The organism is Neobacillus mesonae, from assembly GCF_023715155.1.
In the GTDB taxonomy this organism is placed as follows: domain Bacteria; phylum Bacillota; class Bacilli; order Bacillales; family Cytobacillaceae; genus Neobacillus; species Neobacillus mesonae_A.
This window is the reverse complement of the sequence record NZ_JAMBNQ010000053.1, coordinates 1-24208: the sequence shown is the minus strand read 5'-3', so window position 1 is coordinate 24208 and position 24208 is coordinate 1. Positions and strand designations below refer to the sequence as shown.

At 37.8% G+C, this 24208-nt stretch carries 22 protein-coding genes, 1 tRNA gene and 1 pseudogene; 7 read left to right on the top strand and 17 right to left on the bottom strand.

Annotated elements, in window-relative coordinates; all coding sequences use genetic code 11:
• Window positions 1–180 precede the first annotated feature (180 nt).
• The 12 genes from M3183_RS24615 to M3183_RS24560 all read right to left on the bottom strand — a co-directional run bounded on the left by M3183_RS24615 (window position 181) and on the right by M3183_RS24560 (window position 12313).
• Entirely contained in the window at window positions 181–1374 is a 1194-nt protein-coding gene (locus M3183_RS24615; RefSeq protein WP_251474143.1) for an ABC transporter permease, read from the bottom strand.
• A complete protein-coding gene (locus tag M3183_RS24610; protein ID WP_251474140.1) occupies window positions 1371–2063 on the bottom strand; it encodes an ABC transporter ATP-binding protein in 693 nt (230 codons plus the stop codon). The genes M3183_RS24615 and M3183_RS24610 overlap by 4 nt, the downstream gene beginning before the upstream one ends.
• Complete coding sequence (locus tag M3183_RS24605; protein WP_251474138.1) at window positions 2060–3187, bottom strand: efflux RND transporter periplasmic adaptor subunit; 1128 nt, start codon at window positions 3185–3187, stop codon at window positions 2060–2062. The genes M3183_RS24610 and M3183_RS24605 overlap by 4 nt, the downstream gene beginning before the upstream one ends.
• Window positions 3187–3858 (bottom strand): YknW family membrane protein, encoded by a 672-nt coding sequence (gene yknW / locus M3183_RS24600; RefSeq protein ID WP_251474135.1) that lies wholly within the window; start codon window positions 3856–3858, stop codon window positions 3187–3189. Before yknW ends, M3183_RS24605 begins: the two co-directional genes overlap by 1 nt.
• A gap of 159 nt (window positions 3859–4017) precedes the next feature.
• Window positions 4018–6009, bottom strand: a complete 1992-nt coding sequence (locus M3183_RS24595; protein ID WP_251474132.1) for an LTA synthase family protein — start codon at window positions 6007–6009, stop codon at window positions 4018–4020.
• Between the two features lie 176 nt (window positions 6010–6185).
• The gene (locus tag M3183_RS24590) at window positions 6186–7340 is read right to left on the bottom strand and encodes a phosphomevalonate kinase (protein ID WP_251474130.1); all 1155 of its coding nucleotides are present in this window, start codon (window positions 7338–7340) and stop codon (window positions 6186–6188) included.
• Window positions 7341–7380: 40 nt separating this feature from the next.
• Window positions 7381–8388 carry a diphosphomevalonate decarboxylase gene (gene mvaD / locus M3183_RS24585; RefSeq protein WP_251474128.1) on the bottom strand — a complete coding sequence of 336 codons (1008 nt, stop codon included), beginning with the start codon at window positions 8386–8388 and terminating at the stop codon, window positions 7381–7383.
• 31 nt (window positions 8389–8419) lie between these two features.
• Window positions 8420–9778: a tripartite tricarboxylate transporter permease gene (locus M3183_RS24580; protein ID WP_251474126.1), complete on the bottom strand. Its 1359-nt coding sequence runs from the start codon at window positions 9776–9778 to the stop codon at window positions 8420–8422.
• Between the two features lie 2 nt (window positions 9779–9780).
• A complete protein-coding gene (locus M3183_RS24575) occupies window positions 9781–10029 on the bottom strand; it encodes a hypothetical protein (RefSeq protein WP_251474124.1) in 249 nt (82 codons plus the stop codon).
• A 165-nt stretch (window positions 10030–10194) separates the two neighbouring features.
• Window positions 10195–11136: a mevalonate kinase gene (gene mvk, locus M3183_RS24570; protein ID WP_251474122.1), complete on the bottom strand. Its 942-nt coding sequence runs from the start codon at window positions 11134–11136 to the stop codon at window positions 10195–10197.
• A 135-nt stretch (window positions 11137–11271) separates the two neighbouring features.
• Window positions 11272–11718 (bottom strand): carboxymuconolactone decarboxylase family protein, encoded by a 447-nt coding sequence (locus tag M3183_RS24565; RefSeq protein ID WP_251474120.1) that lies wholly within the window; start codon window positions 11716–11718, stop codon window positions 11272–11274.
• Between the two features lie 73 nt (window positions 11719–11791).
• On the bottom strand, window positions 11792–12313 hold the full coding sequence (locus M3183_RS24560; RefSeq protein WP_251474117.1) for a methylated-DNA--[protein]-cysteine S-methyltransferase: 522 nt from the start codon (window positions 12311–12313) through the stop codon (window positions 11792–11794).
• A 119-nt stretch (window positions 12314–12432) separates the two neighbouring features.
• Between M3183_RS24560 and M3183_RS24555 the strand changes: the two genes are divergently transcribed.
• The gene (locus tag M3183_RS24555; RefSeq protein ID WP_251474114.1) at window positions 12433–13359 is read left to right on the top strand and encodes a DNA-3-methyladenine glycosylase family protein; all 927 of its coding nucleotides are present in this window, start codon (window positions 12433–12435) and stop codon (window positions 13357–13359) included.
• A gap of 486 nt (window positions 13360–13845) precedes the next feature.
• Here the strand turns inward: M3183_RS24555 and M3183_RS24550 are convergent, their stop codons facing one another.
• The 4 genes from M3183_RS24550 to M3183_RS24535 form a co-directional block, all read right to left on the bottom strand.
• The gene (locus M3183_RS24550) at window positions 13846–15333 is read right to left on the bottom strand and encodes a sodium:solute symporter family protein (protein WP_251474112.1); all 1488 of its coding nucleotides are present in this window, start codon (window positions 15331–15333) and stop codon (window positions 13846–13848) included.
• 160 nt (window positions 15334–15493) lie between these two features.
• On the bottom strand, window positions 15494–16987 hold the full coding sequence (locus M3183_RS24545; protein ID WP_285881057.1) for an aldehyde dehydrogenase family protein: 1494 nt from the start codon (window positions 16985–16987) through the stop codon (window positions 15494–15496).
• A gap of 28 nt (window positions 16988–17015) precedes the next feature.
• Complete coding sequence (locus tag M3183_RS24540) at window positions 17016–18248, bottom strand: iron-containing alcohol dehydrogenase (RefSeq protein ID WP_251474109.1); 1233 nt, start codon at window positions 18246–18248, stop codon at window positions 17016–17018.
• Between the two features lie 25 nt (window positions 18249–18273).
• Window positions 18274–19458 carry a M20 family metallopeptidase gene (locus tag M3183_RS24535; protein ID WP_251474106.1) on the bottom strand — a complete coding sequence of 395 codons (1185 nt, stop codon included), beginning with the start codon at window positions 19456–19458 and terminating at the stop codon, window positions 18274–18276.
• A 145-nt stretch (window positions 19459–19603) separates the two neighbouring features.
• Between M3183_RS24535 and M3183_RS24530 the strand changes: the two genes are divergently transcribed.
• A complete protein-coding gene (locus M3183_RS24530) occupies window positions 19604–21184 on the top strand; it encodes a PucR family transcriptional regulator (protein ID WP_251474103.1) in 1581 nt (526 codons plus the stop codon).
• Between the two features lie 144 nt (window positions 21185–21328).
• Window positions 21329–21598 (top strand): annotated as a pseudogene (locus tag M3183_RS27515) (site-specific integrase); the annotation flags it as partial.
• 110 nt (window positions 21599–21708) lie between these two features.
• Here M3183_RS27515 and M3183_RS24525 read toward each other — a convergent pair.
• Window positions 21709–21781 (bottom strand) — tRNA-Val (locus M3183_RS24525).
• A 186-nt stretch (window positions 21782–21967) separates the two neighbouring features.
• Between M3183_RS24525 and M3183_RS24520 the strand changes: the two genes are divergently transcribed.
• From M3183_RS24520 to M3183_RS24505, 4 genes are all read left to right on the top strand, one after another.
• A complete protein-coding gene (locus M3183_RS24520) occupies window positions 21968–22192 on the top strand; it encodes a hypothetical protein (RefSeq protein WP_251474100.1) in 225 nt (74 codons plus the stop codon).
• A gap of 108 nt (window positions 22193–22300) precedes the next feature.
• Window positions 22301–23023: an alpha/beta hydrolase gene (locus M3183_RS24515; protein WP_251474097.1), complete on the top strand. Its 723-nt coding sequence runs from the start codon at window positions 22301–22303 to the stop codon at window positions 23021–23023.
• 118 nt (window positions 23024–23141) lie between these two features.
• Window positions 23142–23654, top strand: coding sequence for a YjcG family protein (locus M3183_RS24510; RefSeq protein WP_251474094.1), 513 nt, complete (start codon window positions 23142–23144; stop codon window positions 23652–23654).
• Window positions 23655–23660: 6 nt separating this feature from the next.
• Entirely contained in the window at window positions 23661–24083 is a 423-nt protein-coding gene (locus tag M3183_RS24505; RefSeq protein ID WP_251474090.1) for a GNAT family N-acetyltransferase, read from the top strand.
• The last annotated feature ends 125 nt before the right edge of the window (window positions 24084–24208 follow it).

The window sequence follows — 24208 nt, the reverse complement described above, 5'->3', positions numbered from 1 at the left end:
TTGCCTTCAAGTCCTCCGCACGAAATCTCACGATACTCGCACTACCTGTCAGCTATACATTTCCGCCACAACGGCATGTTAGGGACTTGCACCCTCTAGAGCGAAGCGCTGCCAAGCGCACAAAGGACCAAAATAACTTCGGCTGTTATTTGGTCTTTTTTCTTAATGATATATCCATTCCTATTCATATCTTAATGATTCAATCGGATCTAGTTTGGATGCTTTATTGGCAGGGAGGATTCCAAAGACAATGCCGATTATCATGGAAAATAAGACACCTCCAAGAACGACCTGCCATGAAATCAATGACGGCCAGCCCGCGAAGAAACTGACTATTCCCGATATCCCCCAGCCAAGTATGATGCCTAAGATACCTCCAATTAGAGTAAGGGTCATGGATTCGATAAGAAACTGGGTTAAAACCTGTCCTCTTGTTGCTCCAAGAGCCATGCGGATTCCTATCTCCCTTGTTCGTTCTGTTACGGAAACAAGCATAATATTCATAACCCCGATTCCGCCGACAAAAAGTGAAATACCGGCAATGCTTCCTATTATCAAAGTCATAATCTTTGTCACTTGCCCAATTCCCTGGGCAATTTCCTCCATATTAATGACCTGATAAGATTTTTCTGTATTATGCATTTGATTTAACAGTTTTGCAGCCTTTTTACCAGCCGTTTGAAGCTGCTCCGGTGATTCCGCCTGCAGCGTTACCTGAGTATAATCACTGCTTCCGTAAATAATTTTCCATGTTTGAAATGGAAGATATACTTCCATTGAACCAAATGAAAGCAATCCGCTCGGTTTCTCTAATACACCGATTATTTCAATAGGCTGATTGGCTACCATGATTATTTTTCCTACCGGGTTCTGACCTGAAAAAAGTTCCTCCTGTAATTTACTGCTGATTATACCTGTCCTTCTCCCCCCAAGAAAGTCAGCGCTGGAGAAGTTTCTTCCGTTCACCACTTTTAGTTCATTTAATTGTAAGAAGGCCTGATTAATTCCTGTTGAAGAGACATCTTTAGAATTGTTTTCTGCCCTGGCAGTAGACATTTTTGTACTTGAGGCAACAACCTTTTTTACTTCAGGAATCTTCTCGAGCGCACGAATATCTTCCTGTTTAAAAGGTGCTTCAAGAAAAATATTGGGATTTGCGCGAATTTCCTCATCTGATGGCTGATAAAACATTTCGATTGTATTACCAGGTCCGGTAATCTGCGTCTTTAACATAGACTCCCCTCCCTGGCCAATTGCAACAACAATAATGACAGCACCTACGCCAATCACAATCCCAAGCATTGTTAGAATGCTCCGCATTTTATGGGCTTTTAAGGAACTGAATGCCATGTTTAGATTTTCAAAAAAACTCATATGGACGGCCTCCATTCTTCTGCTGAAACAGACTGCAGCCTGCCATCCCTTACCATGATCGTTCTATTTGCATACTCTGCTACTTCAGGTTCATGGGTAACAATAACAATCGTTACCCCCTCATTGTTCAGTTCTCTGAATTGCTCCATTATTGCCCTGCTTGTTTTTGTATCAAGTGCTCCTGTCGGCTCATCTGCTAAAATAAGCTTTGGCTTATTAACAATTGCTCTGGCAATGGCAACACGCTGTTTTTGTCCCCCGGATAAAGCGTTGGGAAGATGACCGATTCTATCTTCCAACCCCATTTTCGTTAATGCATCTTTTGCTCTTCCCTGCCTTTCGGTTTTAGAAAGACCTGCATAGATCATTGGAAGCTCAACATTTTTTAAAGCAGTCAGTCTTGGAAGCAAATGAAATTGTTGAAAAACAAAGCCAATGGATTGGTTTCTGACCCTTGCCAGTTCATTTTCATTATAATTTGACACATTTTCGCCGCCTAGATAATAATGTCCTGAACTGGGTTTATCTAAACAGCCGATGATATTCATTAAGGTAGATTTTCCTGAACCCGACGGTCCCATAATTGCCACAAATTCACTTTCTTCGATTGTCAAGCTGATCTCATTTAACACATGAATTCTTTCTTTCCCAAGTGCAAAGGATTTGGTAATGGACTCAAGTTGAATCATTGCGTACTCACTTCCATCCCGTCCTTCATTTTTTCAGCACCTTCTAAGATCACCTTGTCTTTTTCAGTAATCCCCTTTAAAATTTCAATTTTACTTCCTGACGTAATACCGGTTTTTACCATTGTTTTTTGGGCTTTTCTATCTTTTAAAAGGAAAACATACGGCTCCTCGCCATCATCATAAACAGCATTAACTGGAAGCACCGCTGCTTTCTTTTGCTCTGTTTCGATCTCCATAATGACTTGAAATCCCGGCTTCAGCCCTTTAATATCGCCTAAGATTTTAACTGTAACAGGATATTGAACTGCCTGGCTGCCGCCATTAATTCCCGGTTGCTCCTGCTGCGGCAGATAGGCAATATTCGTAATCTCCCCATCCCATTGCTGTCCTGGCACCGCGTCAGAACGCAATACCACTTTTTGTCCTTTTTGCACCTTAAGCGTGTCATATTCGGACAAAAGTCCGGATGCTGTCATCTCTTTTAATTTTCCAATATGTATGAGAGGCTCGATGGAAGTACCTTGGCCGGAAGATGGGATATTTTTTTTAGCCGTTAATACCACACCATCCATTGTACTTGTTATTTCTAAGTCATCCTGTCGTTTCTTAAGCAAATCCTTTTGCAGCAGTGCCTGCTTTAAATCAAGCTCTGCCAGCTTCCTATCCATCTCCAATTGGTCGGACTCAGGTTTTATTTGTTTTTTGGCCTCTTTTTTTCCTACTTGTTTTCTTAATGTTTTCTCTTTGTCCTCCAATACATCCATTTGTTCTTTAATACGGTCAATTTTCAAATAAGCAGATTGAATTGCAATTTTATTTTGCTCTGATTCAAGTTCAAGCTGAGCATTTTCGAGCTTCGCCAATACTGTACCTTTCTTTACTTGCTGTCCTTCTTTTACAAGAAGCTCCTTTATTTCTCCTTTTTCAGGAGAGGGATATATAATTTGTTCTGATTCTAGCTTTATATTTCCCGGAATCATAAGCAGGGAAGAAATTTCCTCTTGCTTTAAATCAGTTGTTTTTACTGTGGGTCCTTTGGCAAGAACCTGCTGATAGACACTAATCGAAATCATTAACACGATGATGCTGACAACTGCAATTCCAATCCAAAGTTTCTTTTTCATTATAATTGTGGTGCTCCTTGGAAGGCTGATCCCGCTAAAGCAAAACCGATGCTGACAACAAAGAAAATAATGGCAATTGTCCATGCCCATCCTTTGGAAAGCTGAGCTGTTTTTTGAAGGCCTAATGCCGTTAAGATGGTGGACCAAATGCCAAATACTTCAATCGATCCTAATACACCCGCTGTGTCCTGATTCAATACCCCTGCTAAACTGGTAATATATATATCTGGATTTCCGCCAATTGCAGACCTGATGGCCATATTTAACACAAGCCCGACTGCACCAATAATCATAATAAACGTATTCATGGATAACAATTGCTTAAATGAAACGGTAGAGCTTCCAAACTTGGCCAATAGCAATTGAATAGCACTGCTGATCAGGATTCCAATAATGGGAGTAACTATCCCAACTATCACAACAGTTACTTTCGTAAAACCTAGGATCAATTCAGCCTGATCTTTGGGCACCCCTTGATCAACCAATGATTGGACATCCATTGATACGGCCATTAATGCCATTCCAACGACATAAAGAACACTTACGATCAATAGCGGAAGCCAAAATTTCGGATTTTCCTTAATTTTAATAAACTGCTTCCCCGGACTTGAAAACATACCAATTAATGAGGGATTTTCCTTCTGTGTATTCATCTCTGTTTGAATTTCCATTTTTACACCCCAATTTCCATTTTTGTTAATGATTACAATTTATTATACGATATAATGGGCTGATAGTTTCATTTTTTACAAGAATATAACAATTATTAAGATTAAATGAATTAAAAAAAGCTTGAAGGCCCCTTTACATGGAGCCTTCAAGCTAAATGGTTAAAATCTCCCTACAAAAATCTTTCGATAATAATCTGTATCCAGGATTTTTGAAGAAAAATAAAACTTTCTTTCTACAATGGCTTTCATTTTTTGAACATATTCTTTGCTCACAGACTTTCCACTATTTGCGATAAATTTATTGGAAACTGAATCATATCTTCCTTTATCCGTGATAAAGCTTTTATTCGAGAATATAACGAGCGGACTGGCATCTGAAAAAATATCCTGCCCCATAAGCAGACGGGAATCAAATTCAAGTCCGAGCAGATTTGATAAGGTCGGAATTATATCCAAACTGGAAACAGGTTTCGTAATGGTCTTTGGTTTCATTCCTTTTGTATAGAGAATAAACGTGCTCTTATATAGTTCAAAGTTTTTTTCTACATGGTGCCCTGCAAGTTCATCAATTGTTTTCAAGTCCAGTCCATATGGATAATGATCAGGACTTAAAGCTATTAAGGTTTTATCGGCGATTCCCGCTTCTTCAAGCTGTTTCAGCAGATATTCCAGGGCACGGTCCAGCTCCACTTGTGTGGCAATATATGCCTTAGCCTGGTCAGAGTATGGCAGGTTTTGTACATTTTTTTTGTTTTTATGGGCAATAAAATTTCCGGTAAATGAATATTGCATATGGCCGCTGACAGTCATGTAATACGTATGAAATGGCTGGTTGTTAATATATTCTGGAATCGTCTTTTCCATCATTTCTAAATCTGATTCCGGCCAAGTCTTTTTTATTTTCAATCCATTACCAACTGCTTTATAAACATAACCCATGTTTGGATGAGAAATATTTCTTCCATAATAGGTGTACGAATGATTATGAAAGGCCATGGTTTTATAATTCAGCTTTTGCAGCTGATTTCCCATTACAAAGGGAAGAAAATTTTTCCCAGACTTTTTAAAGCTCCAAACACCGCTTTTAGGTATTAGTCCCGTACACGCTGCATATTCACCGTCAGAAGTACTGACCCCCCATATTGGGTTATAAAAATGAGTGAACTTGAAACCGCTGTTCACCATTTTATATAATGTCGGCGTTACATTCTTTTGAACACCATATGGCGAAAAACCTTCTGCCGTTATAAGGATTAAATTATAGCCCTTATATTTTCCTGTATATTTGTTTTTAGCGGTTGGTTCCACTTGTTCAAAATATTGGTGAATACCTTTTAATGTCTGATTTTTTTCTTTAGCGGCAAGACTTGCAAAATCAAAATCCATCGTATTGTATTCAATCATTTTTCCTGCTGCTTCATGTTCATTGGAATGATCTTCAAGTTGTTTTTCTGGTGACTTGGGTTTTGGAATATATTTAGATCCCTGCGTTCCTGACAGGTTCATCTGAGGTGACCAGTCAGTAAGATTTCTTTGTAAATCAAGACGCATGGTGGTGATTAAGCCCAGCCGCTGAACGGCAAGCAAAGGGTCGTTATTTTTAAAATACAGATCAAAAGCTGAATTTTGACCATGATTCCCAGCATAAACAGCAGCAATTCCTGCTAAATGAAAAAAAGCGGCCCATCCTGCAAGCAAAAGTCTATGATGGCTATTGCTCTTTTTTAAAAGAAGAAATTTTTCCCCTAAGAGAGCTAAAACAAATACAGGAGTGAAAAATAATAGCAGCCAGCCTGCATGTTTCCCAGCAAAAGCCGCAATATCTTTCCAAAATTCAACGATTTGGCCCCCATTATGTATCGAATAGAAGGTGTAGAAAGTTTTAAAAAATTTATAATAAATATATTGAGAGGAATAAAGTAATGCTGTTGCAAATAAAAGAGCAATAGATATGAAACGACTGACAAACCCTTTAAAAAACCCGCCAATCAGTGAAAATAAGAAAGCAATGGACAGTAAAAAAACACAGGAGATGATAACACCAAAAGATAGGGAACCTTTCTGAAGGGCAGCTCTGAATATTAACTCCATCCATAAAAGGGAAACAAAAAAATAAAGAATTAACAAATCTGCTTTAAATACTCTTTTCATTCGGCTTCACCTCTTTTATGCTTTATCTGAATTAACGAATTGATACGCACACTAAAATGAAATAAGGCACTCCCCCTTGAGTGCCCCGTTCATTTAATTTTTAGTACCTCGTTATATTATTTCAGTATCTGCAAAATGGGAATTTTTATGAATCCAAATGATATTTTTTATAGTATTTAAAAAGTCTTCCGTTTTAAATATTCTTCAATGGAAGGCGCGCAAGTATATTCTGCCACTTCTACACCGGTTTGAGAAATCGTTAATTCCAGTGGTTCAATCCCCTTCTCCTTCCATTCCTGATACAGTTTTTCTATCTCCCTGCCATTTCTTAAAAAAGCTATACCGCAGTCTCCTCCGCCTGCCCCTGAAGATTTTCCACCCCCAAATCTTTCGGCTATTGAACAAAGATCTTTTAATTTTGTTGTCTCTATATCAGCACCAGATTTTTCACCCAATACTGTTAATGCATGTTGATTCTTTGCAAGACTTGCAATTGCCATTTCTACATCGTTTCCTGCAAAACTTTTAATCAATTGCTCCACAGCTTTCTTGCTTTCGTCCAAAAACCGCATAAAGTCCTGTGGATTTTCATTGCTAAATTCCTGAATTTTTTTCACCATTGGAGCTGTCGAAGCCGGCTCCTTTGTCCACCCTGCACAAAAAGTTATATTTTCAGGTTTCTTGATAGGGGTGATAGATAAATCAGGCCATGGCCTAATAATAAGTTCGTTTAGATTTTCCTTTTGTTTCAATCTATTTAATAACCATTCTTGGTTAAAAGCCGAGTAAGCCAGCCAGCCGCCAAATACAGCAGCGGCAATATCAGCTCCAGATCCATTTTTTTGGGTCATAATATGAGCAATAACCGAAAGTTTAAAAAGTTGTTCAAGGATTATGGGCTCATTTTTTTTTCTGTGGAAAATTAAAATGGCTGAAATCACAGCTGCCACTATGGCTGCACTAGAACCTAAACCGTATTTTATACCTAATGCAGGATCATCTAATTCGCTTTTAACCGTTAGATGGAATGGCTTTATTGGGGTCTTGTTTTCTTGTAAAAAACGAGTTACGACTGAAATGGAATTTTGGATAAATTTTAACCGGGAATCATGGACATTAAACTGTACGCTAGACTCTGTATTTTCCCATGTAATATTGTCCAATTCATAATGGGGAAGTGAAAGCCTGTTATGTGAACATGGTTCTATTTCAGCCGTGATATATCGATTAATGGCTGTTACAACTGCCTTCTGTTTCGGTTCCAATACTGCATATTCCCCGGCAATCATCAATTTCCCCGGTGCTTTTACAATGAAGCTGGAATAGGTCATCATTATTCATCCCTTTTATACATTTAACCATGTAAGTTTTTTAAATAGAATCTGATGTATAGGTTACACCTGGCCCTGGATGGCAAACCAATATGTCACGCACACCAGGAACACTTAAAAGCTTTTCTTTAATAACCTGTTCATTTTCCGGGAGGCAAAGGACTTTAACATTCGGTCCCGCATCAATTGTAAAATAGGCAGGAATTCCTGTATTTCTCAATCTTTGAACCTGATTTACCACTGCCAAGGTACCGGGCTGCCAATATAAAAATGGTGGATTTGCTCCAAGTGTCGTTGCATGCATCTTTAAGGCATTTGCCTCTGCCACTCGACCAAGTCTCTCAAAATTCCGTTCCTTGATAGCCGTTTTAGCCTCCTGTAAATCTTTTTCAGCCTCTAAAACCCATTCCTGATAAAATGGAGAAGTTTCAACCGTTCTCTTCATTCCTTCACGACTGGAGACTAGCTTTTCCTCAGTGGTTAACAGGACAGAAAGAATTCGAATATCCCAGTACTGTTCCCCTGCAATTTGCAATGAGTAACAATCTGATCCATCGTCCTTTAATCCTTTTTTCCATTCTACAAAACCACCAAATATTGAACGGCTGGCAGAACCGGAACCCTGCCTGGCAATTTGCGACAGAACGGTTTGATTTACATCTAACCCAATAGCTTTTGCTGCTGCCGCTGCTAATGCCGCGTAGCCAGATGCTGAGGAGGCAAACCCGGCAGCTGTAGGTACCTTATTTATAGATTTTACAATGGCATGAAGCTCTGACCCAGCCATTTTTCGAATCCGATTTAAAAATTTTGAGACTTTTTTTGTTTCAGCCTCACCGGCTATAGCTTTATTAAAAATAAACACATCTTCGTTTAACCCTTTGCAAAATTGAACTGTTGTCATAGTATAAAACTGATCCAGAGTAAGCGACAAACTGCTGTTCATGGGTAAAAACAATGATTCATTCCGCTTTCCCCAATACTTTATTAAGGCTATATTAGTATGTGCTTTTACTGTGATAATGTTTGATGACCTCTGATCCAGCATGAATTATTTCCCTTCCTTTCCATATTCAGATTTATTGGCCTGCCAATTTAGAAATAATCCATGGAGCGGAATACAGTATCATAAACTGAACCCCATAGTTAACTCCTAGGCGATAGAGGGTTCCAGCAACAATCCCGATTAGGAATACCCCGCCGATATTCATCCATCCCGCATCCATGTATGCAAGTAATAAAACTAAACCAAAAAATAATCCTAACATTGCTTCATGCGGAACTCGTTTAAATACAAAGACGCAAATCTGCCGAGAATATTTTATCGTAATATAAAAGGTTATAATTAAAGCCGCTGCTGAACCTATTATGGCCGCAGAAATAAAGTCAAAGTTTGTTAACAAATGATGCATATTATGATTGGCTGTATAGACTGGAGGCGCGTTAAACAATGGATTGGCAGGACCTATGGCCATGGGAGATAACGGAATTCCCAAAGCTATTAAAGGAATCAATACCCCCGAAATATAAGTTGCATTTGCTAATGCCTCCATGCAGGCAATCGCAAGGGAAGCTTTCTTGACCGGATCCTTTATCCTGCTTGAAAAAACTTCACCAAGGAAAGTAGTCAGACCAACTGGACTCAAAATAAAGGCTGCAGACCCTATTACGGAAGAAAGCGCACTTAACCCAGCTTCCTTTTTGGTTAAAATCGTAAAAGGATTGGCTTTCGTTTTCATATTATTTGTTTTTTTAAAAACAATTGTTTTTCTTTCATATCTTTCAAGGCGGTCTCTTTTTTCCTTATTTAAAAGTTCAAACAATGTCAAAATGACAGGCCCAATGGTAATCCCCAAAAAGAACGATATAAACACATTGGCCCCCTTCGGCACTACTCCAATATTCCAATACAGGTGGCGCAGCCCTTCGATTAATAATGAAAATGGAATGATAGACACAAGGGCAAGCCAGCGATTTTTAGATATCAATGCCAAAATAATCGTACCGGCAAAGAATATAGGGCTCCCATAATCTTTAATAGCATCCGCAAATGGAATTAAGGCATGTGCAAAAAGTAAACTAACTGGAACAGAAATAAGTGTACCAATAACAGAACCAGACGCCATTTTTTGTATACTAACATCTGATAACCCAAACCTTTTCAAGACAAGCGCATGCTCAACCTGTGGTGTCGCCATTACTCCGCCTGGAATCCCTGCCAGTGCAACCGGTATGGAATCAGTTAATTTGCTGGCAACAATCGCTGACATGAAAAAAGTGAGGATGATGTTTGGGTTTAAACCTGATAAGACAAGGACCAAAGTGACCGGTGCGATCGTTGCAGTCTCATCTGTCCCAGGGGCAATACCAATAATTGTATACATAAGTGCAGCAATGACTGCAGCCAAAACCATTTGTATAATGAGAACACCATCCATATTTATTCCTCCGCATCAGTCTCACTCAAATTTCTTTTTGGCTTAATGATAATACTGCAAATCACGAAACCTAAAAATGCTCCAAATAAACCAAAAAATAATGGTCTTGGAGGCTCATCAGGGGCAATAAAATATCCTCCAAGGGTAGTGATACTGCAAATTAATAGTGCCATTACTAAATCCTTTATACTTACCAAATCCTCCCACACTTCAATATATTTTTTGAATGTTTCATCTTTAGCAGAAGGCATAATATATTCAGCTCCAATCAACTTAAAGTTACAAATGATACTGATTATTATTATCGAAATGACTTCCTTAATGTAAAGCAAAAAGGTTATTGAAACATTGATATAAGTCAAGCATGGAGGGAAAAGGCAAAAAGCCACACAATGATGCTCATGTGTGGTCCCTTTTCAATATTCAGCTGTAAAATGCCAGGTTTTTGCAGCTCCTGCATTAAGCAAGCAATCAGCTATCTCCTTACCCTGCTGCATACTATTTGCAAGGGCAATAATACACCCCCCTTGTCCTCCTCCTGTCAGTTTAGCCCCAAGTGCTCCTGCATCATTTGCAGCCTTTACCAGCAGGTTGAGACCATCATCACTAACCCCAAGTGTCATCAGTTCTTTGTGATTCATATTTAGCAGCTCTCCCAGCTGCCGAATGTTCCCTATTTCCAGAGCCGTTCTCGTTTTAAAAGTGATTTCTTCAATCCGTTTAAGTGAATCCTTCGTTTTTTTTGAGTCCATAACATATTTTTCTTTTACATTTTTTACAGCCTTATGAGTGTCTCCAACACGTCCTGTATCAGCTGCCACTATATGGAGAGGTGCACCAGCCTTTAAGGGGATTACCTCTTTTCCTTTTTGAAACCATATAGGAACATTACTTGAGGCTGCCTCCATATCAATACCGCTTGGATTTCCATGGGCATATATTTCCGCTTTTTGAACAAGTGCAAGCAGCTCTTCCCGGCCTGCCTCTTTCCCAAAAAAAGCAAAAAGCCCCCTAACCACTGCAATAGCTATAGCCGCACTCGAGCCTAATCCCCTTCCGATTGGAATGGAGGAATGAATTCGAATCTTAAGTCCTTTTAATGGTTTCTGTAAAAAAAGCAGTGTTTCGTTGATACAGGCTGCGATTCCCATTAGTTTCTTTGGCACTTTATGAAGCGGACCTTTAAAATGGGCACAATCAAGAACAATTTCTTCCGCTCTTTCTCTAATCTCTGCTTTAACTTCAAGCGGAAATGGAATGGCAATAGCCGGTATCCCATAAACAACTGCATGCTCTCCTGTTAAAATGATTTTACTGTGAGACAAACCAACAGCTGATTTGGTTGAGCATGTAACCATAAAGTATCTCCTTTTTAACGATTTTATGATGCTGACAGCCATACTTTAACTGTTAGGAATAGTATCCTTTAAGACTTGCTAAATTAAACAAGCCCGATTTGTAAAAATCGGGCAGCCTTTAAACACTAAGATTCATTATTTTTCCGTTGTGGCGAAATTCCCCATTGAAATGGATAGCCGGTTCCAGCTGTTAATTTGAATAATCATGAAGATTAAGTCCACATATTCTTTTTCATTAAAATATTCACGGACATGGCTATATAATGTATCCGGCACCCGTTTCGTAGATATTTGTGTTACGTATTCTGTTAATTCTAATGCAGCTTTTTCAGCTTCTGTATAAAAATCACAGTCATCCCATGCACTTACACAACATATACGCTGTTCAGTTTCACCTAATTTTCTAGCATCTGCTGTATGCATGTTCAAACAGAAGGCACAGCCGTTTATTTGTGAAGCGCGAATTTTAATAAGCTCACAAAGTTTTCTATCTATTGAAGCAGAATGAAGATATTTCTCCATATCCGTCATAATTTTTAATGGTTCTGGTGCTGCATCATAATATTTTATACGTTGTTCCATCCTAATTACCTCCTATATTCAATACTCATATGATATACCTCAAAAAATAAAATAAACTTGACCTAAATCAAGTTTATAAATCTCGCTTTTCCAATGCTAAAAGCCTTGTCTTCATTTCCAAACCGCCGCGATAGCCTGTGAGAGATCCGTTTTTCCCTAATACACGATGACATGGCACCGTAATTAAAATAGGATTGGCTCCAATAGCAGTTCCAACGGCACGGACAGCTGATGGTTTATTGATTGAATTCGCAATGTCTGAATAGGATTTTGTCTCGCCATATGGTATATCACAAAGTGCCTGCCAGACCTTTTGCTGGAAAGGGGTCCCATGATATTCAAGTGGAATTGTAAAGACCGTCCTTGTTCCATCAAGGTAATCCATCACTTCATTTGCATAAGGCTTTAATATTTCATTGTCTTCAACAAGGGGGCTTCCAGGGAAATGTTTACCAGCCCACAATGCCAATTCTTCAAATGGTGTTTCGTGCGGGCCGACATACACAAGCCCTTTTGAGGTAGCTGCCATATACATCTTCCATTTATTATGGATAATTCGTGTCCAGTAGATTAGTTCCGCGGCATGTTCTTTCATCCTCTTTTTCACATCCTTTTTTTCTTCCCCTTTTCATCATTATAACTCTAGCATTAAAATGATAATAAACAGACGTCTTGGCAACCAAACAAATAGTTAACATTTATGGAGGAATTAAAATGGAAAGAGGAAAAAATCGACGGGAAGCTAATGAAGACATACTCATAGATTTACCTCATGATTTTAATATGAAACCAAACCTCGGCTATTTAGAGCGAAACAAAAATGAATGCATGTTTGAGGTGGAAAATGAGATCATTACGAGAGTCATTGGCGTTGGAGATTTGCAAGCTCTAGTACAAATATATGTAAATAATGATAATCAAATGGTTGTCCATTTCGTTAATAACTCAACGCATGTTAATCAAAATGACCGGGCTGAAATTTCCTGCTATATCCAGGAGTGGTTTGATCTTAATAGAGATTTGACCCCTTTTTACGAACTGGCAAAAAAAGATCTGCTTCTTAAGAAACCTGTTCAGGATTTTTATGGATTACGGGTTATAGGTGTTCCCGATTTATTTGAAGCCCTTTGCTGGGGAGTCTTAGGGCAGCAAATCAACCTTTCATTTGCCTATACATTAAAAAGGAAATTCGTGGAGAAATTCGGTGACTCAATCATTTGGAATGGAAGGAACTATTGGATTTTCCCCTCCTATGAAAAAATCGCCCAGTTAACACTTGAAGACCTTACAGATATTAAAATGACTAGAAGGAAAAGTGAGTTTATTATTGGCATTGCGCAGCTCATGGCAAGCGGTGAATTATCAAAGGAAAAGTTAGTAACAATAGAGTCGCTAAAAGAAGCTGAAAAAAGTTTAACAAAGATTCGCGGGATTGGTCCATGGACTGCAAATTATGTATTAATGAGGTGTTTACGTTTCACTTCTGCCTTCCCGATTGATGATGCCGGGCTCCATAACGCAGTCAAAAAGCTTACCGGTTTGGACAGAAAACCAACAAAAGAAGAACTTCTCACCTATGCGGCAGGATGGGAAAATTGGCAGGCATACGCAACCTTTTATATTTGGCGGGTTCATTACTGATAAAATGAACAGAGAAAAAAGATTCACGATTTCTATAGAGATTTACATGGAATACTAGGGGATTATTGTGAAATGTAAAGACGCATTCCAAATCTTGAAATGCGTCTTTGCAATGATGACTTCGTCTTGACTCTAAGATCCCCACGGTACCAGATACTCCCCCTTTTGGTAGGTACCTAATATATGCATTGCTAGGCTGAATACGTTGTTTACGAAGTTAAGATATTAGAATTAAGAAGGTTTTTCTGAACTTTGTCTACTATGCATAGCAAGTTTATATCTTCTTTTGTTAGTAGGACCTTAAATGAACTCAACAAGTAAACCAATGCTTGTTCTTCATTAAAAAGTTTAATTTACATTTCTGAGAAAAATCGACCATATTATACATAAGCTTCTAAATTCGTAATGTGCCGATAACGTTTAGAATGGCAACAGCTACATTTTGAATGTTCAGTTATTTTAGTCTGTCATTATACTTGAAAATCATTATTTTACAATGTCCAACTGTACCCCTTCTTCAACACTCTTTTCCTTACTTCCTACTATTTCAAAAAATTCTTCATTGTTCGATTTGTATCTTGAGTCATTTACTGTTGCCAGTGTAACTACAAACCCAGCAATTACGGATATTATTACACCTATTGGACTAATATACTGCATGGGGAAATGAAGTAGGATGCCTATTGCGCAATAGATTAATCCTGCAACCATCGATGATATTGCACCAAGGCTATTGTATTTTTTCCAATAAAGAGACATCAATATTGGGATTGCCACCATTCCTGTAAATGTAGATAGGAAAAGAAGTGAGTGCTGAATATTTCCGATAAACATTATGCCAAATACCAATGTCGAAATGGCAATCAAGAAAAGGAAGAGTCGTGAAATAGCTATTTTATACTTATCATCCTTATCCTTTGCCCAATACCTATTCACTACATCGTTTACAACAATTGATACCGCTGAATTCCAGACAGCAATCATAGTACTAATTCCCACCATCAAGAGAGTTATAAGCAAGAAACCTTGAATAATCGGATTCGCATAATTGTTAATCAAGAGAGGTAAAGCTTGCTCTGGATAATCAAGTTTCGGAAATACGACCTTTGAAAGCATAGTTGCAAGTACAACTATTCCGTAAAGAGCGACAATGAAAAAAGTGTTAAACAACATTGCTTTGTATGCAACATTTTCATTCTTAGCTGAGAAAATCCGTTGTCCATACCAAGGTGCAGCAATATAGAGAAAGGTGATTTGTAATCCCCAGGTCATAGCAGTTGCAAAGTTGACATCCGTGTCCCAAATGGGAGCCATGGAAAGGAACCTTGGCTCAAATACATGTGACAGACTTCCAAATCCTCCTGCTGCATTATAACCAATTAACAACATCGTTGGTATGCCTATCAAGATAAGAATGAAAGCAACCACATCAATTCCAATAGCAGTCATAAGCCCACCAGTAATACTTAAGAATAAACAAACAACAACAAGGGCTATAGAGAAAAATAGAGGATCAACACCTAATAGTACACTTCCAATGACAGTAAGACCAGCCAAGTATGAAGCCGGTGCTAACCATGTATAGAACAACGTAATAAGAGCACTTAGAAAACGAATGGTTTCGCTGCCTTTTTCATTCTTAAAGCGTTTATCGAAATATTGAGGTATTGTTGAGATATTCAATCTCCTATACTTTTTGGATACCGTCAAAGCGTATACTAGAAATACAACAATGAATATTAAAGAGGTATACCACATGCCGACTGTCCCAAATAGGTAAGCGACTGAGGCACCACCTATTAATGTAGCCGTGTTAAATTCAGCTGCTACTAAAGTTCCAGTCAATGCAAAAAGCCCAGTGTTCCTGCCCGCTAAATTATAATCCTGATAACTTTTCATCTTCTTTAGAGTACTTATAGAAACCATGACAAGTACACCTAAGAATAAAAAAACCATAATATATTTTACAGCCATATACTCTCCCCCTTTACTTCTTTACATTGTTAATTAACAGGACTAGATTCAATCTATAACTGTGTTTAACAGAGCCTATTTTCTATAAAGAAAAAGCTAGTAAAGGTAGATTTCACTAGCTTTCACAAATTTAATTACAAAGATACCTTTCTTCTACTTTTCAATTTAAATTGACCCATATACTTTTAACTTCAGTATAATTTTCCAAAGCATATGACCCCATTTCTCTACCAAAACCAGAATTTTTGAATCCTCCGAAAGGAGATGCAGGGTCGGTGGCATTATAGCAGTTAATCCAAACAGAGCCCGATTTTAACCTATTCGCAATGTTATGAGCATTTGTAATATTTTCTGTCCAAATTCCTGCTCCTAGCCCATATGAAGAATCATTAGCGCGCTCAACAACTTCTTGTTCAGTATCAAATTTTGAGACGACTAGAACCGGTCCAAAGATTTCTTCCCTAGAAACCCGCATATCGTCCTCGACATCTACGAAAATTGTTGGTTCTACAAAGCATCCTTGTTCTGAAGCTTCTCCTCCGCAAACAAGTTTGGCTCCTTCCGATTTTCCAATCTCAATGTAATTCATTACACGTTCCTTCTGTTCCTGTGAAACAAGGGATCCCATAGTAGTACCAGATTGCAACCCAGTACCTAGTTTAACATCCTTGGTGAGGGCAACCAATTTATCCACGAACTTATCATAAATACTTGAATGTACATAAGCTCTCGAACCTGCGCTGCAGACCTCACCTTGGTTATACATAATACCGGCAAACACTCCGTTCGCAGCCTTGTCTATGTCGGCATCTTTCAAAACAATATTAGGTGATTTACCACCAAGTTCAAGAGTTACTCGCTTCATCGTGTTTGCTGCTTCTTTCATAATAATTTTTCCTACCTCGGTAGAACCCGTGAACGCGATTTTATCAACCGAAGGATGCTTCACAAGAGCTGATCCTGTCGTTTCGCCGTGACCATTTACGATGTTTATAACACCTTTGGGAAATCCAGCTTCTTGAACTAATTTTGCCAAATAAAGGGCCGATAATGGAGTCTGCTCTGCTGGCTTTAGAACTACTGTACAACCCGTTGCAAGAGCAGGTGCAATCTTCCAAGCAGCCATCATAAAAGGAAAGTTCCAAGGGATGATTTGGCCAACAACACCGACGGGTTCATGCCGAGTATAATTTAAAAAGTTCCCATTTACTGGGATGTGTTGCCCAGTCAATTTACTTGCCCATCCACTAAAATATTTAAATTGTCCGATGGCATTTGGCAGATCGTTTTCAAGGACTTCCGAAATCGGTTTCCCGTTATCTAAACTATCAATCTCTGCAATGTATTGTTTATGTTCTTCAATTAGTGTAGCAAGTTTATAGATTAGGTCGCCACGTTCTAGCGGTGTCATGGTTGACCATGGACCTTTTTCAAAAGCATTCTTTGCCGCTTGAACAGCACTATCTATATCTTCATCTGAAGCCTCATGAACTTCTGCTATAACTTCATTATTTGCAGGGTTCAATGTTTGGAATGTTTTATTATGAGATGAAGAAATAAATTCCCCATTGATAAACAGCTTTTTCTCCTCGCTTAGAAAGTCCGATACGACCTCAGAAAGTTTTATTGTTTGCATCGTTTGCACTGTATTCATTAGAATCTCCCCTTTTAAAGAGTTTTTATCAATTCGCACTACCAACTGTTACTTTTTCTGTCTCAGAATGAAGCTCTTGATTGGTAGGTCCTATAGCTTTCGTCAGGATTTCTTTTATATCTTTCCGAGTTGCACGGCGTGGATTTGCTCCCATATATAGCTCATCGTTAAATGCAATATCCGTTAGTATCTCAATGCTTTCTTCCCTTACACCAATTTCACTCAAAGTTTCTGGAATCCCTACTTCTTTTGTTAATTCCTTTACCCTTCTCACCCCGGCTTTTGCAGCATCTTCGACCGACAATCCCCATGTGTTGACCCGTAGAGCTTGTGCGACATCTGCGAACTTTTTGGGATTTGCAATCCAGTTGTACTCTAGGACGTATGGAAGCAGAATAGCGTTTACAATTCCGTGAGGCGCATCATATTGTGCTCCGATTGCGTGAGAAATTCCATGAACAAGTCCAAGACCACCATTTGACATTCCAATTCCAGTTGTTGTACTTGCTTGAATCATCCGATTCATCGCAGAAATGTTGGTTGTATTAGAGGATGCTTCCAAAATTGCCTCTCCAATGACTCTCACCGCATGGAGGTTTAATGCATCCGTTACAATAGAACCGTTCCGAGAGACATATCCCTCAATGGCATGTGTCAATGCATCCATACCAGTCGATGCAACAAGAGAACCAGGCATGCCTAGTAGCAGTTCGCCATCAAGAATTGCTGCCTTTGGAAACAGACCTTCCCCAAACACAAGCTTTTTCGTCTTCAAGTCACTATTGTCCACGGTAATGACGCTTGCATGTCCTCCTTCACTGCCTGTTCCTACTGTTGTAGCCACAGCAAATATCGGAAGTGGATCATTAACGTAAAGATCGAATCCGAAATAATCGTCAATGGATCCACCGTTTGTAAATAGCACCGCCAAGGCCTTAGCCGCGTCAACAACGCTTCCACCGCCTACTGCAATAATGTTTTGAATCCCATCATCTTTATGTCTCTCATAAATAGCATTCATCGCAGTAACACTAGGATTTGGTTTAATATCATTAACTATCTTTGATTTTTCTTCAATGCCTGGAAGACTATCAATAACCTTTTGAAGAATACCGGCTCCCTGAATCCCTTTATCGGTTACAATTAAGAAATTCCCTTCTAAACCATACTTGTCAATTGCACCTTTCAGAAATTTAAGACTTCCTGACCCTGTATAAAGTGTTGTTTTTGCCATAAACTCCATATTGTTGAATTCACTCATTAACTTTCATCTCCCTTTCTTTTACTCAATTAAAATTCTGATAGGTTTCTACTACCCGAAGGTAAAACTCTACGGATTTTTCTAAATCGCTGATTAAAATTGATTCATCTGGCTGGTGAGCCAAGGTAGTGTCACCCGCACCATAAATAAAAATTGGTCCATCAAAGTGCTTTCTAAATATAGAGCCGTCTGTATAGTAGTTAGCACTCTGTTTTTGTATATCCTTTTGATACATCTCTTGGTTCATAAGTTGAAGCCCTTTAATAAATGCGCTTTCATTTTTATTTTTTAACGGCTCAAGGTTTTGGAGAACAGCGTAATCCGCTTGAAATCCAACCTTTTTATCTGAAAGTCTTTTTATGATAGTATTAATCTCATTTAAGATTTTAGAGTTTTGAGAAGCTGTGATGGTACGAAAATCTAGTTTTACGGAACAATAATCCGGAACCACATTTGTAGCAACACCACCATGGATGGTATTGATACTTTTGGTCATCATTCCCAACAATTCATCAATTTCATCGAATTTTAATTTTTGGAATTCATTCAGAATACACATCATTGAATCAATCGCGTTAATGCCTTCTTTGGGCATTGAACCATGGGCTGTCTTGCCATAGGTCCTCATTTCAAGCCACAATGCACCTTTATGGGCAATATATAGATCTAAGCAACTTGGTTCAGCAATCAGGATGGCTCCCGGATTTTCAATTATTCCCCTTTTAACTGCTTCTTGAGCCCCAAGGCAATCAACTTCTTCTCCTACGGTTCCGACGAAGACAACGTCTTGTTCTAAAGGGAACTGGTTTTCCTTTAGAATTATCATCGTTTCTAGGAGAGCAGCCACTCCGCCTTTCATATCTGTCGTCCCTCTACCGTACATTCGTCCATCCTTTATTTCAGCTCCAAATGGATCCATTGTCCAAGGCTGTTCACCGATTGGGACAGTATCTAAATGCCCGTTAAAATAAAGTTTCTTCCGTGTTGGATCTCTTCCTTTTAGTGTTATAACAATGTTTGAGCGGTTTTTATCAATCTGATGAAACTGACATTCCAAACCGTAGGATGAAACAGCTTCAGCAATCAACTCTGCTAACCCCAGCTCATCACCTGGAGGATTTACAGTGTTAATATTTATCATCCTTCGTAAAAGATCGACCATTCTTTTGGTGTTTACTCTAGACTGACTAGCCATTCCTTTGGTATTCACACTAGGACCTCCTCTCCACTAATTTCAGATAAGTCTAATTTTTAAGTTTATTTATCTGTTAAAATCACTATATATCATTTACAATTAGACTTGTTTACAAAATATTAAGAATTCAGTTGTACTTTTGTCCAAGGAAGTGAAGTGAATGCTATTCAAGGAACTAATAAAATTAAATTTTCTCAAGGAGTCACAAGTACTTACCACCTGTCCTTTGAGAACCAGAATAAAGAATGTTACCTTTATTGACTCACCTGACGGAAACAAGTGGATAAAAGAAGGAGACTTTGTTCTAACAACCGGTTATTTCGTTTCGGGAACAAAGGATTGGGAAGAAAATTTTTATGTGTTTATTAAAGGGTTGATTGAAAGAGGAGGGTTTGGACTAGGAATTAAAATAGGCAGGCATATTCCTTACTTGCCAAAGAAAATTCAACAGTATGCAAATATTAATAACTTCCCTATCTTGAAATTAGATAATAAACCAGCTTGGTCCGACTTCCTATTGGAAATTACCCACGCACTCTCAGAAGCAAAAGATGATGAGATTTATCAATTGAATACTATTTATGAGAAGTTCCATAACCATCTTAAGAAAAAGGGGAATATTCAACAACTAGCGAAGGTACTGTACAGCATCATTAATATACCGTTAACCATTTATTTCAAAAAAATGAATATAAGATTCGACTATCCTAAACAACCAAATCACAATATTAACTTGGAATATTTGATAAGCACCGCCTTTTATGGAATAAACAATCAAATTCAAATAGTAGAATACGAACAGACCTTATTTGCAGTTAAATGGATTAATGAAAAAAGTAAACTTGAAGGTGGTATATTTATTTGGTCTGACTCTGCTGAACTTACGCCCAAAATTAAAATAGCTGTTGAACAGGCTGCCATTATAGCAAACTTAGAAGTCGAAAACCAAAATATAATTAAAGCCATTGAACAAAGACATTTGAATGATTTTATTTTAGAACTTATTAATAAACCATTTGAAACTGAATACTACGTTCAAAACAAAATGAGGTATTTTGATTTCAAAGTTGAAAAAAATTATCGATTACTATTAATTTACATCGAGCATGATGAGGAAATTTTCAAAGCGAATTTAATTCAGCATGTTAAATCCATTGAAAAAATTGATTTTAGAAGGATTTTAGTTGGAAGAAATTATGATAGTAATATAATTATGCTTATACCAGATGAAACTTTTGAATCAACCACAAAGGAATTGGTAAGCTTCTTTGGTACAAGATTTCCAACTTTAAAAATAAAATGTGGTACTAGCCGTCCTTATTCAATATTAAAACTTTCTAAAGCCCAAAGGGAAGCCAAAATAGCACTGATGATTTCAAAGGAACATCAAGTACAAGAAAAACATATTATTTTTTCAAATTTTGAACACTTAAATCTTGAAAGAATCATGTTTTCAGAATCAACTACTGACGAAGCTAAACAAATCTATGAAGAAACCTTGCAAAAGATTATTGAGCATGACGTCAAGTATAAAACTGAATTGTTTAATACATTAAATTGCTATTTTGAATGTAATCTCAATGTAGAAAAGACAGGGGAAAAACTATTTATCCATAAGAACACAGTTAGGTACCGGTTAAAGTCTATTTCATCGCTTCTGAATGTCAATTTTGATTCTCTTAATACAATCATTCTTCTTAAGATTGCATTTACCTACTTCAATTTTAAAAAGGGATATTAGGGTAGAACATGATGGGAAAACAATCAAAAAGGGAGCAAAGACCAAAAGCAGTATCCGATCTGTTACTATTTCACCAAGTACTAAAAAAATGCTTTTAAAACATAAGAAATTGCACGATTCTGATAGAAGAACTTTTACGCCCAAAATGGGGGGCCATATAACCCGCGTAATCTAACAAGAACAATTGATTCCTTAACAAAAAAGGCAAACTTGCCATACGTTCGAGTTCAAGATTTACGACATACTCATGCAACATTAATGATTGCTCAAAATGAACCTATGAAGGTTAATTGCAGAAAACTTGTCCACAGTAAAATTAGTACTACAATGGCTACCTATGGTCATCTACTACCTAATATGCAACATGATGCATCAAATCATCTTGATCAAACAATTTTTGGTGTAGATAATTAAATGTTGCCAAAAGGATGCCACAGTTAATCCAAACAAAAAAACCACTTAATCAAAAGTAATTAAAACAAAAGAAACCCTTATATATCAAGGGTTTCAGTCGATTTAATCGATGACCTGTGAGGGGTTCGAACCCCCGACCTCAACCCTGTCAAGGTTGCGCTCTCCCAACTGAGCTAACAGATCAGTTATTTAATTACAAATTTAATTATAGTGAATTACTTGAGAAAGTCAACAATAAAATCTAAAAAGCTCAAAATGTATGAATAAATTTTGGTAATCTGACATAAAATTAACAGGAACGTTTGTTCTTGTTTTTTATTGCATAAAGAACTAATGTTCGGTTATAATGTATATTAAGGAGGGATTACCATGGACGGTCTTTTTATTCGCTCAATTGAGGAGCATTTGCCTTTAGAAATGATTTATGTTGGTCAGAATCAGGAAATCACGCAGCGGACGCTTATTATAAAAGAGATTAATGATGAGTATATTCGTGCCTACTGTCTTCTTCGAAAACAAATCCGCACCTTTAAACGCGAGAATATTCTTTCCATTATGCCTGAGAAACACTCTAAAAGAAAGTACCTTCACTAATTCCTCACTTTATCCCCCGCCATCTTGAAAGGCACAAATCTGCATTTACCCATTGCTTATGTTAAAATTCATTTTGTAATTAATAATACTTACAGGGGGATTTCTCATATGGATTATCCAAGAGGAAAAATTCAAGAACTTTTATTTCATAGTCACGAACTTAATGAAGATTTACAGCTTTTAATCTATCTTCCCGCCAATTTTTCACCGCTTTACAAATATTCCCTCCTAATTGCCCAGGATGGCCGTGATTATTTTCAACTTGGCAGAATTGGACGTTTAGCGGACGAATTTCTTTATAATAAAGAAATTGAAAACATCATTATTGTTGGGGTACCCTATAAAAATATACAGGACCGTCGTCAAAAATATCATCCTGCAGGGTCACAAAATAAACAATACATACGATTTCTTGCTCATGAACTAGTTCCATTTCTAGATCAAAAGTTTCCAACCTATCAAATGGGCACAACCAGAGCTTTAATCGGAGATTCACTTGGTGCCGCTGTCTCTTTCATGACTGCCCTTCAATACCCGCATACCTTTGGAAAAGTATTGATGCAATCTCCATATGTAGATGAACATATAATCAATTTAGTCAAGAATTTTAACGAACCGGAATTACTTGAAATCTATCATATCATTGGGGAACAAGAAACTGAGGTTAAAACAACGGAGGGCAAAATCAGTGATTTCCTGACACCAAACCGGGAACTGTCTAAACATTTATCCGAAAGACCATTTTCCTATTTTTTCGAAGAATTTGCAGGGAATCACACTTGGACCTTTTGGCAGCCAGACTTAAGGCGAGCCTTAAAAATGATATTTTAGTTGATTATTTATTATATTTAGAAAATTTGATATAATAGAAGTGCTTATTCTTTTAGCTGCTTATCAAACCGGAAATCCGGTATTCGATAGAAAATCTACATCCATTGGAGGTAATTCTATGAAATTTGGTATTGTTATTTTCCCATCCAAAGATCTTCAAGACTTTGCTAATTCTTATCGTAAACGTTATGACCCGCATTATGCCTTAATCACACCGCATCTTACATTACTGAATGCATTTGAAGCTCCTGAAGAAGAAGCTGGAATTTTTGCTGAGAAATTACAGCAAATTGCCGCCCATTCAAACCCTTTTACATTAAAAACCACTAAGGTTAGCTCTTTTCATCCAGTCAATAATGTGATTTATTTAAAAGTGGAGCCAGTTGATGAACTCATTTCGTTACATGAAGAAATTAATAGAGAATTAAATGAGCAAAAGTCGGAATATGCATTTGTCCCCCATATTACAATCGGTCAAAAGCTCTCCAATGATGAGCATTCAGATGTATATGGGGCACTCCGGATGACAAAAGTGGATCATGAAGAAACAATTGACCGCTTCCACCTTCTTTATCAACTGGAAAATGGGTCTTGGACCGTTTATGAAACATTTCATCTTGGAAAGGAATAGGTATTCGTGTCTGTTAAAGTAGTCGAAAGTCAGCAAGAATTAGAAGATGCATATTTAGTAAGAAAAATCGTCTTTGTGGATGAGCAGCAGGTGCCCGTTGAAGAAGAAATTGATCAATTTGAAGACGATGCAGCACATTTTATCATGTACCATGAAGGAAAACCCATTGGTGCCGGTAGATTCCGCGTCTTGGATGGCATAGGGAAAGTTGAACGCATTTGTGTCCTGAAAGAAGCACGGAAACATGGTGCTGGAAAAGCCATTATGGATTCAATTGAAACCTATGCAGCAGATCAAGGGATTCATAAATTAAAGCTGAATGCTCAAACTCATGCTATACCATTTTATGAAAAGATCGGCTTTGAAGTAGTCTCTGATGAGTTTTTGGATGCCGGTATTCCTCATAAAACAATGGTAAAAAAAATGTAAATAGAGTAGGCGCATGAAAAAATTTCATGCGCCTCTCACAGATCCGTACGTGCGGGTCATCGCATACGGCTCCTCCATGCTTATCCCCGCTGGGGATGTAGCTCATTGTAAATGTCTAAAAGAAA

What these genes read in the sequence shown, in the direction of transcription:
- M3183_RS24615 (WP_251474143.1), bottom strand. Translation starts at nt 1,374, where the DNA reads ATGAGTTTTTTTGAAAATCTAAACATGGCATTCAGTTCCTTAAAAGCC.
- M3183_RS24610 (WP_251474140.1), bottom strand. Translation starts at nt 2,063, where the DNA reads ATGATTCAACTTGAGTCCATTACCAAATCCTTTGCACTTGGGAAAGAA.
- M3183_RS24605 (WP_251474138.1), bottom strand. Translation starts at nt 3,187, where the DNA reads ATGAAAAAGAAACTTTGGATTGGAATTGCAGTTGTCAGCATCATCGTG.
- yknW (WP_251474135.1), bottom strand. Translation starts at nt 3,858, where the DNA reads ATGGAAATTCAAACAGAGATGAATACACAGAAGGAAAATCCCTCATTA.
- M3183_RS24595 (WP_251474132.1), bottom strand. Translation starts at nt 6,009, where the DNA reads ATGAAAAGAGTATTTAAAGCAGATTTGTTAATTCTTTATTTTTTTGTT.
- M3183_RS24590 (WP_251474130.1), bottom strand. Translation starts at nt 7,340, where the DNA reads ATGACCTATTCCAGCTTCATTGTAAAAGCACCGGGGAAATTGATGATT.
- mvaD (WP_251474128.1), bottom strand. Translation starts at nt 8,388, where the DNA reads ATGCTGGATCAGAGGTCATCAAACATTATCACAGTAAAAGCACATACT.
- M3183_RS24580 (WP_251474126.1), bottom strand. Translation starts at nt 9,778, where the DNA reads ATGGATGGTGTTCTCATTATACAAATGGTTTTGGCTGCAGTCATTGCT.
- M3183_RS24575 (WP_251474124.1), bottom strand. Translation starts at nt 10,029, where the DNA reads ATGCCTTCTGCTAAAGATGAAACATTCAAAAAATATATTGAAGTGTGG.
- mvk (WP_251474122.1), bottom strand. Translation starts at nt 11,136, where the DNA reads ATGGTTACATGCTCAACCAAATCAGCTGTTGGTTTGTCTCACAGTAAA.
- M3183_RS24565 (WP_251474120.1), bottom strand. Translation starts at nt 11,718, where the DNA reads ATGGAACAACGTATAAAATATTATGATGCAGCACCAGAACCATTAAAA.
- M3183_RS24560 (WP_251474117.1), bottom strand. Translation starts at nt 12,313, where the DNA reads ATGAAAGAACATGCCGCGGAACTAATCTACTGGACACGAATTATCCAT.
- M3183_RS24555 (WP_251474114.1), top strand. Translation starts at nt 12,433, where the DNA reads ATGGAAAGAGGAAAAAATCGACGGGAAGCTAATGAAGACATACTCATA.
- M3183_RS24550 (WP_251474112.1), bottom strand. Translation starts at nt 15,333, where the DNA reads ATGGCTGTAAAATATATTATGGTTTTTTTATTCTTAGGTGTACTTGTC.
- M3183_RS24545 (WP_285881057.1), bottom strand. Translation starts at nt 16,987, where the DNA reads ATGAATACAGTGCAAACGATGCAAACAATAAAACTTTCTGAGGTCGTA.
- M3183_RS24540 (WP_251474109.1), bottom strand. Translation starts at nt 18,248, where the DNA reads ATGAGTGAATTCAACAATATGGAGTTTATGGCAAAAACAACACTTTAT.
- M3183_RS24530 (WP_251474103.1), top strand. Translation starts at nt 19,604, where the DNA reads ATGCTATTCAAGGAACTAATAAAATTAAATTTTCTCAAGGAGTCACAA.
- M3183_RS24520 (WP_251474100.1), top strand. Translation starts at nt 21,968, where the DNA reads ATGGACGGTCTTTTTATTCGCTCAATTGAGGAGCATTTGCCTTTAGAA.
- M3183_RS24515 (WP_251474097.1), top strand. Translation starts at nt 22,301, where the DNA reads ATGGATTATCCAAGAGGAAAAATTCAAGAACTTTTATTTCATAGTCAC.
- M3183_RS24510 (WP_251474094.1), top strand. Translation starts at nt 23,142, where the DNA reads ATGAAATTTGGTATTGTTATTTTCCCATCCAAAGATCTTCAAGACTTT.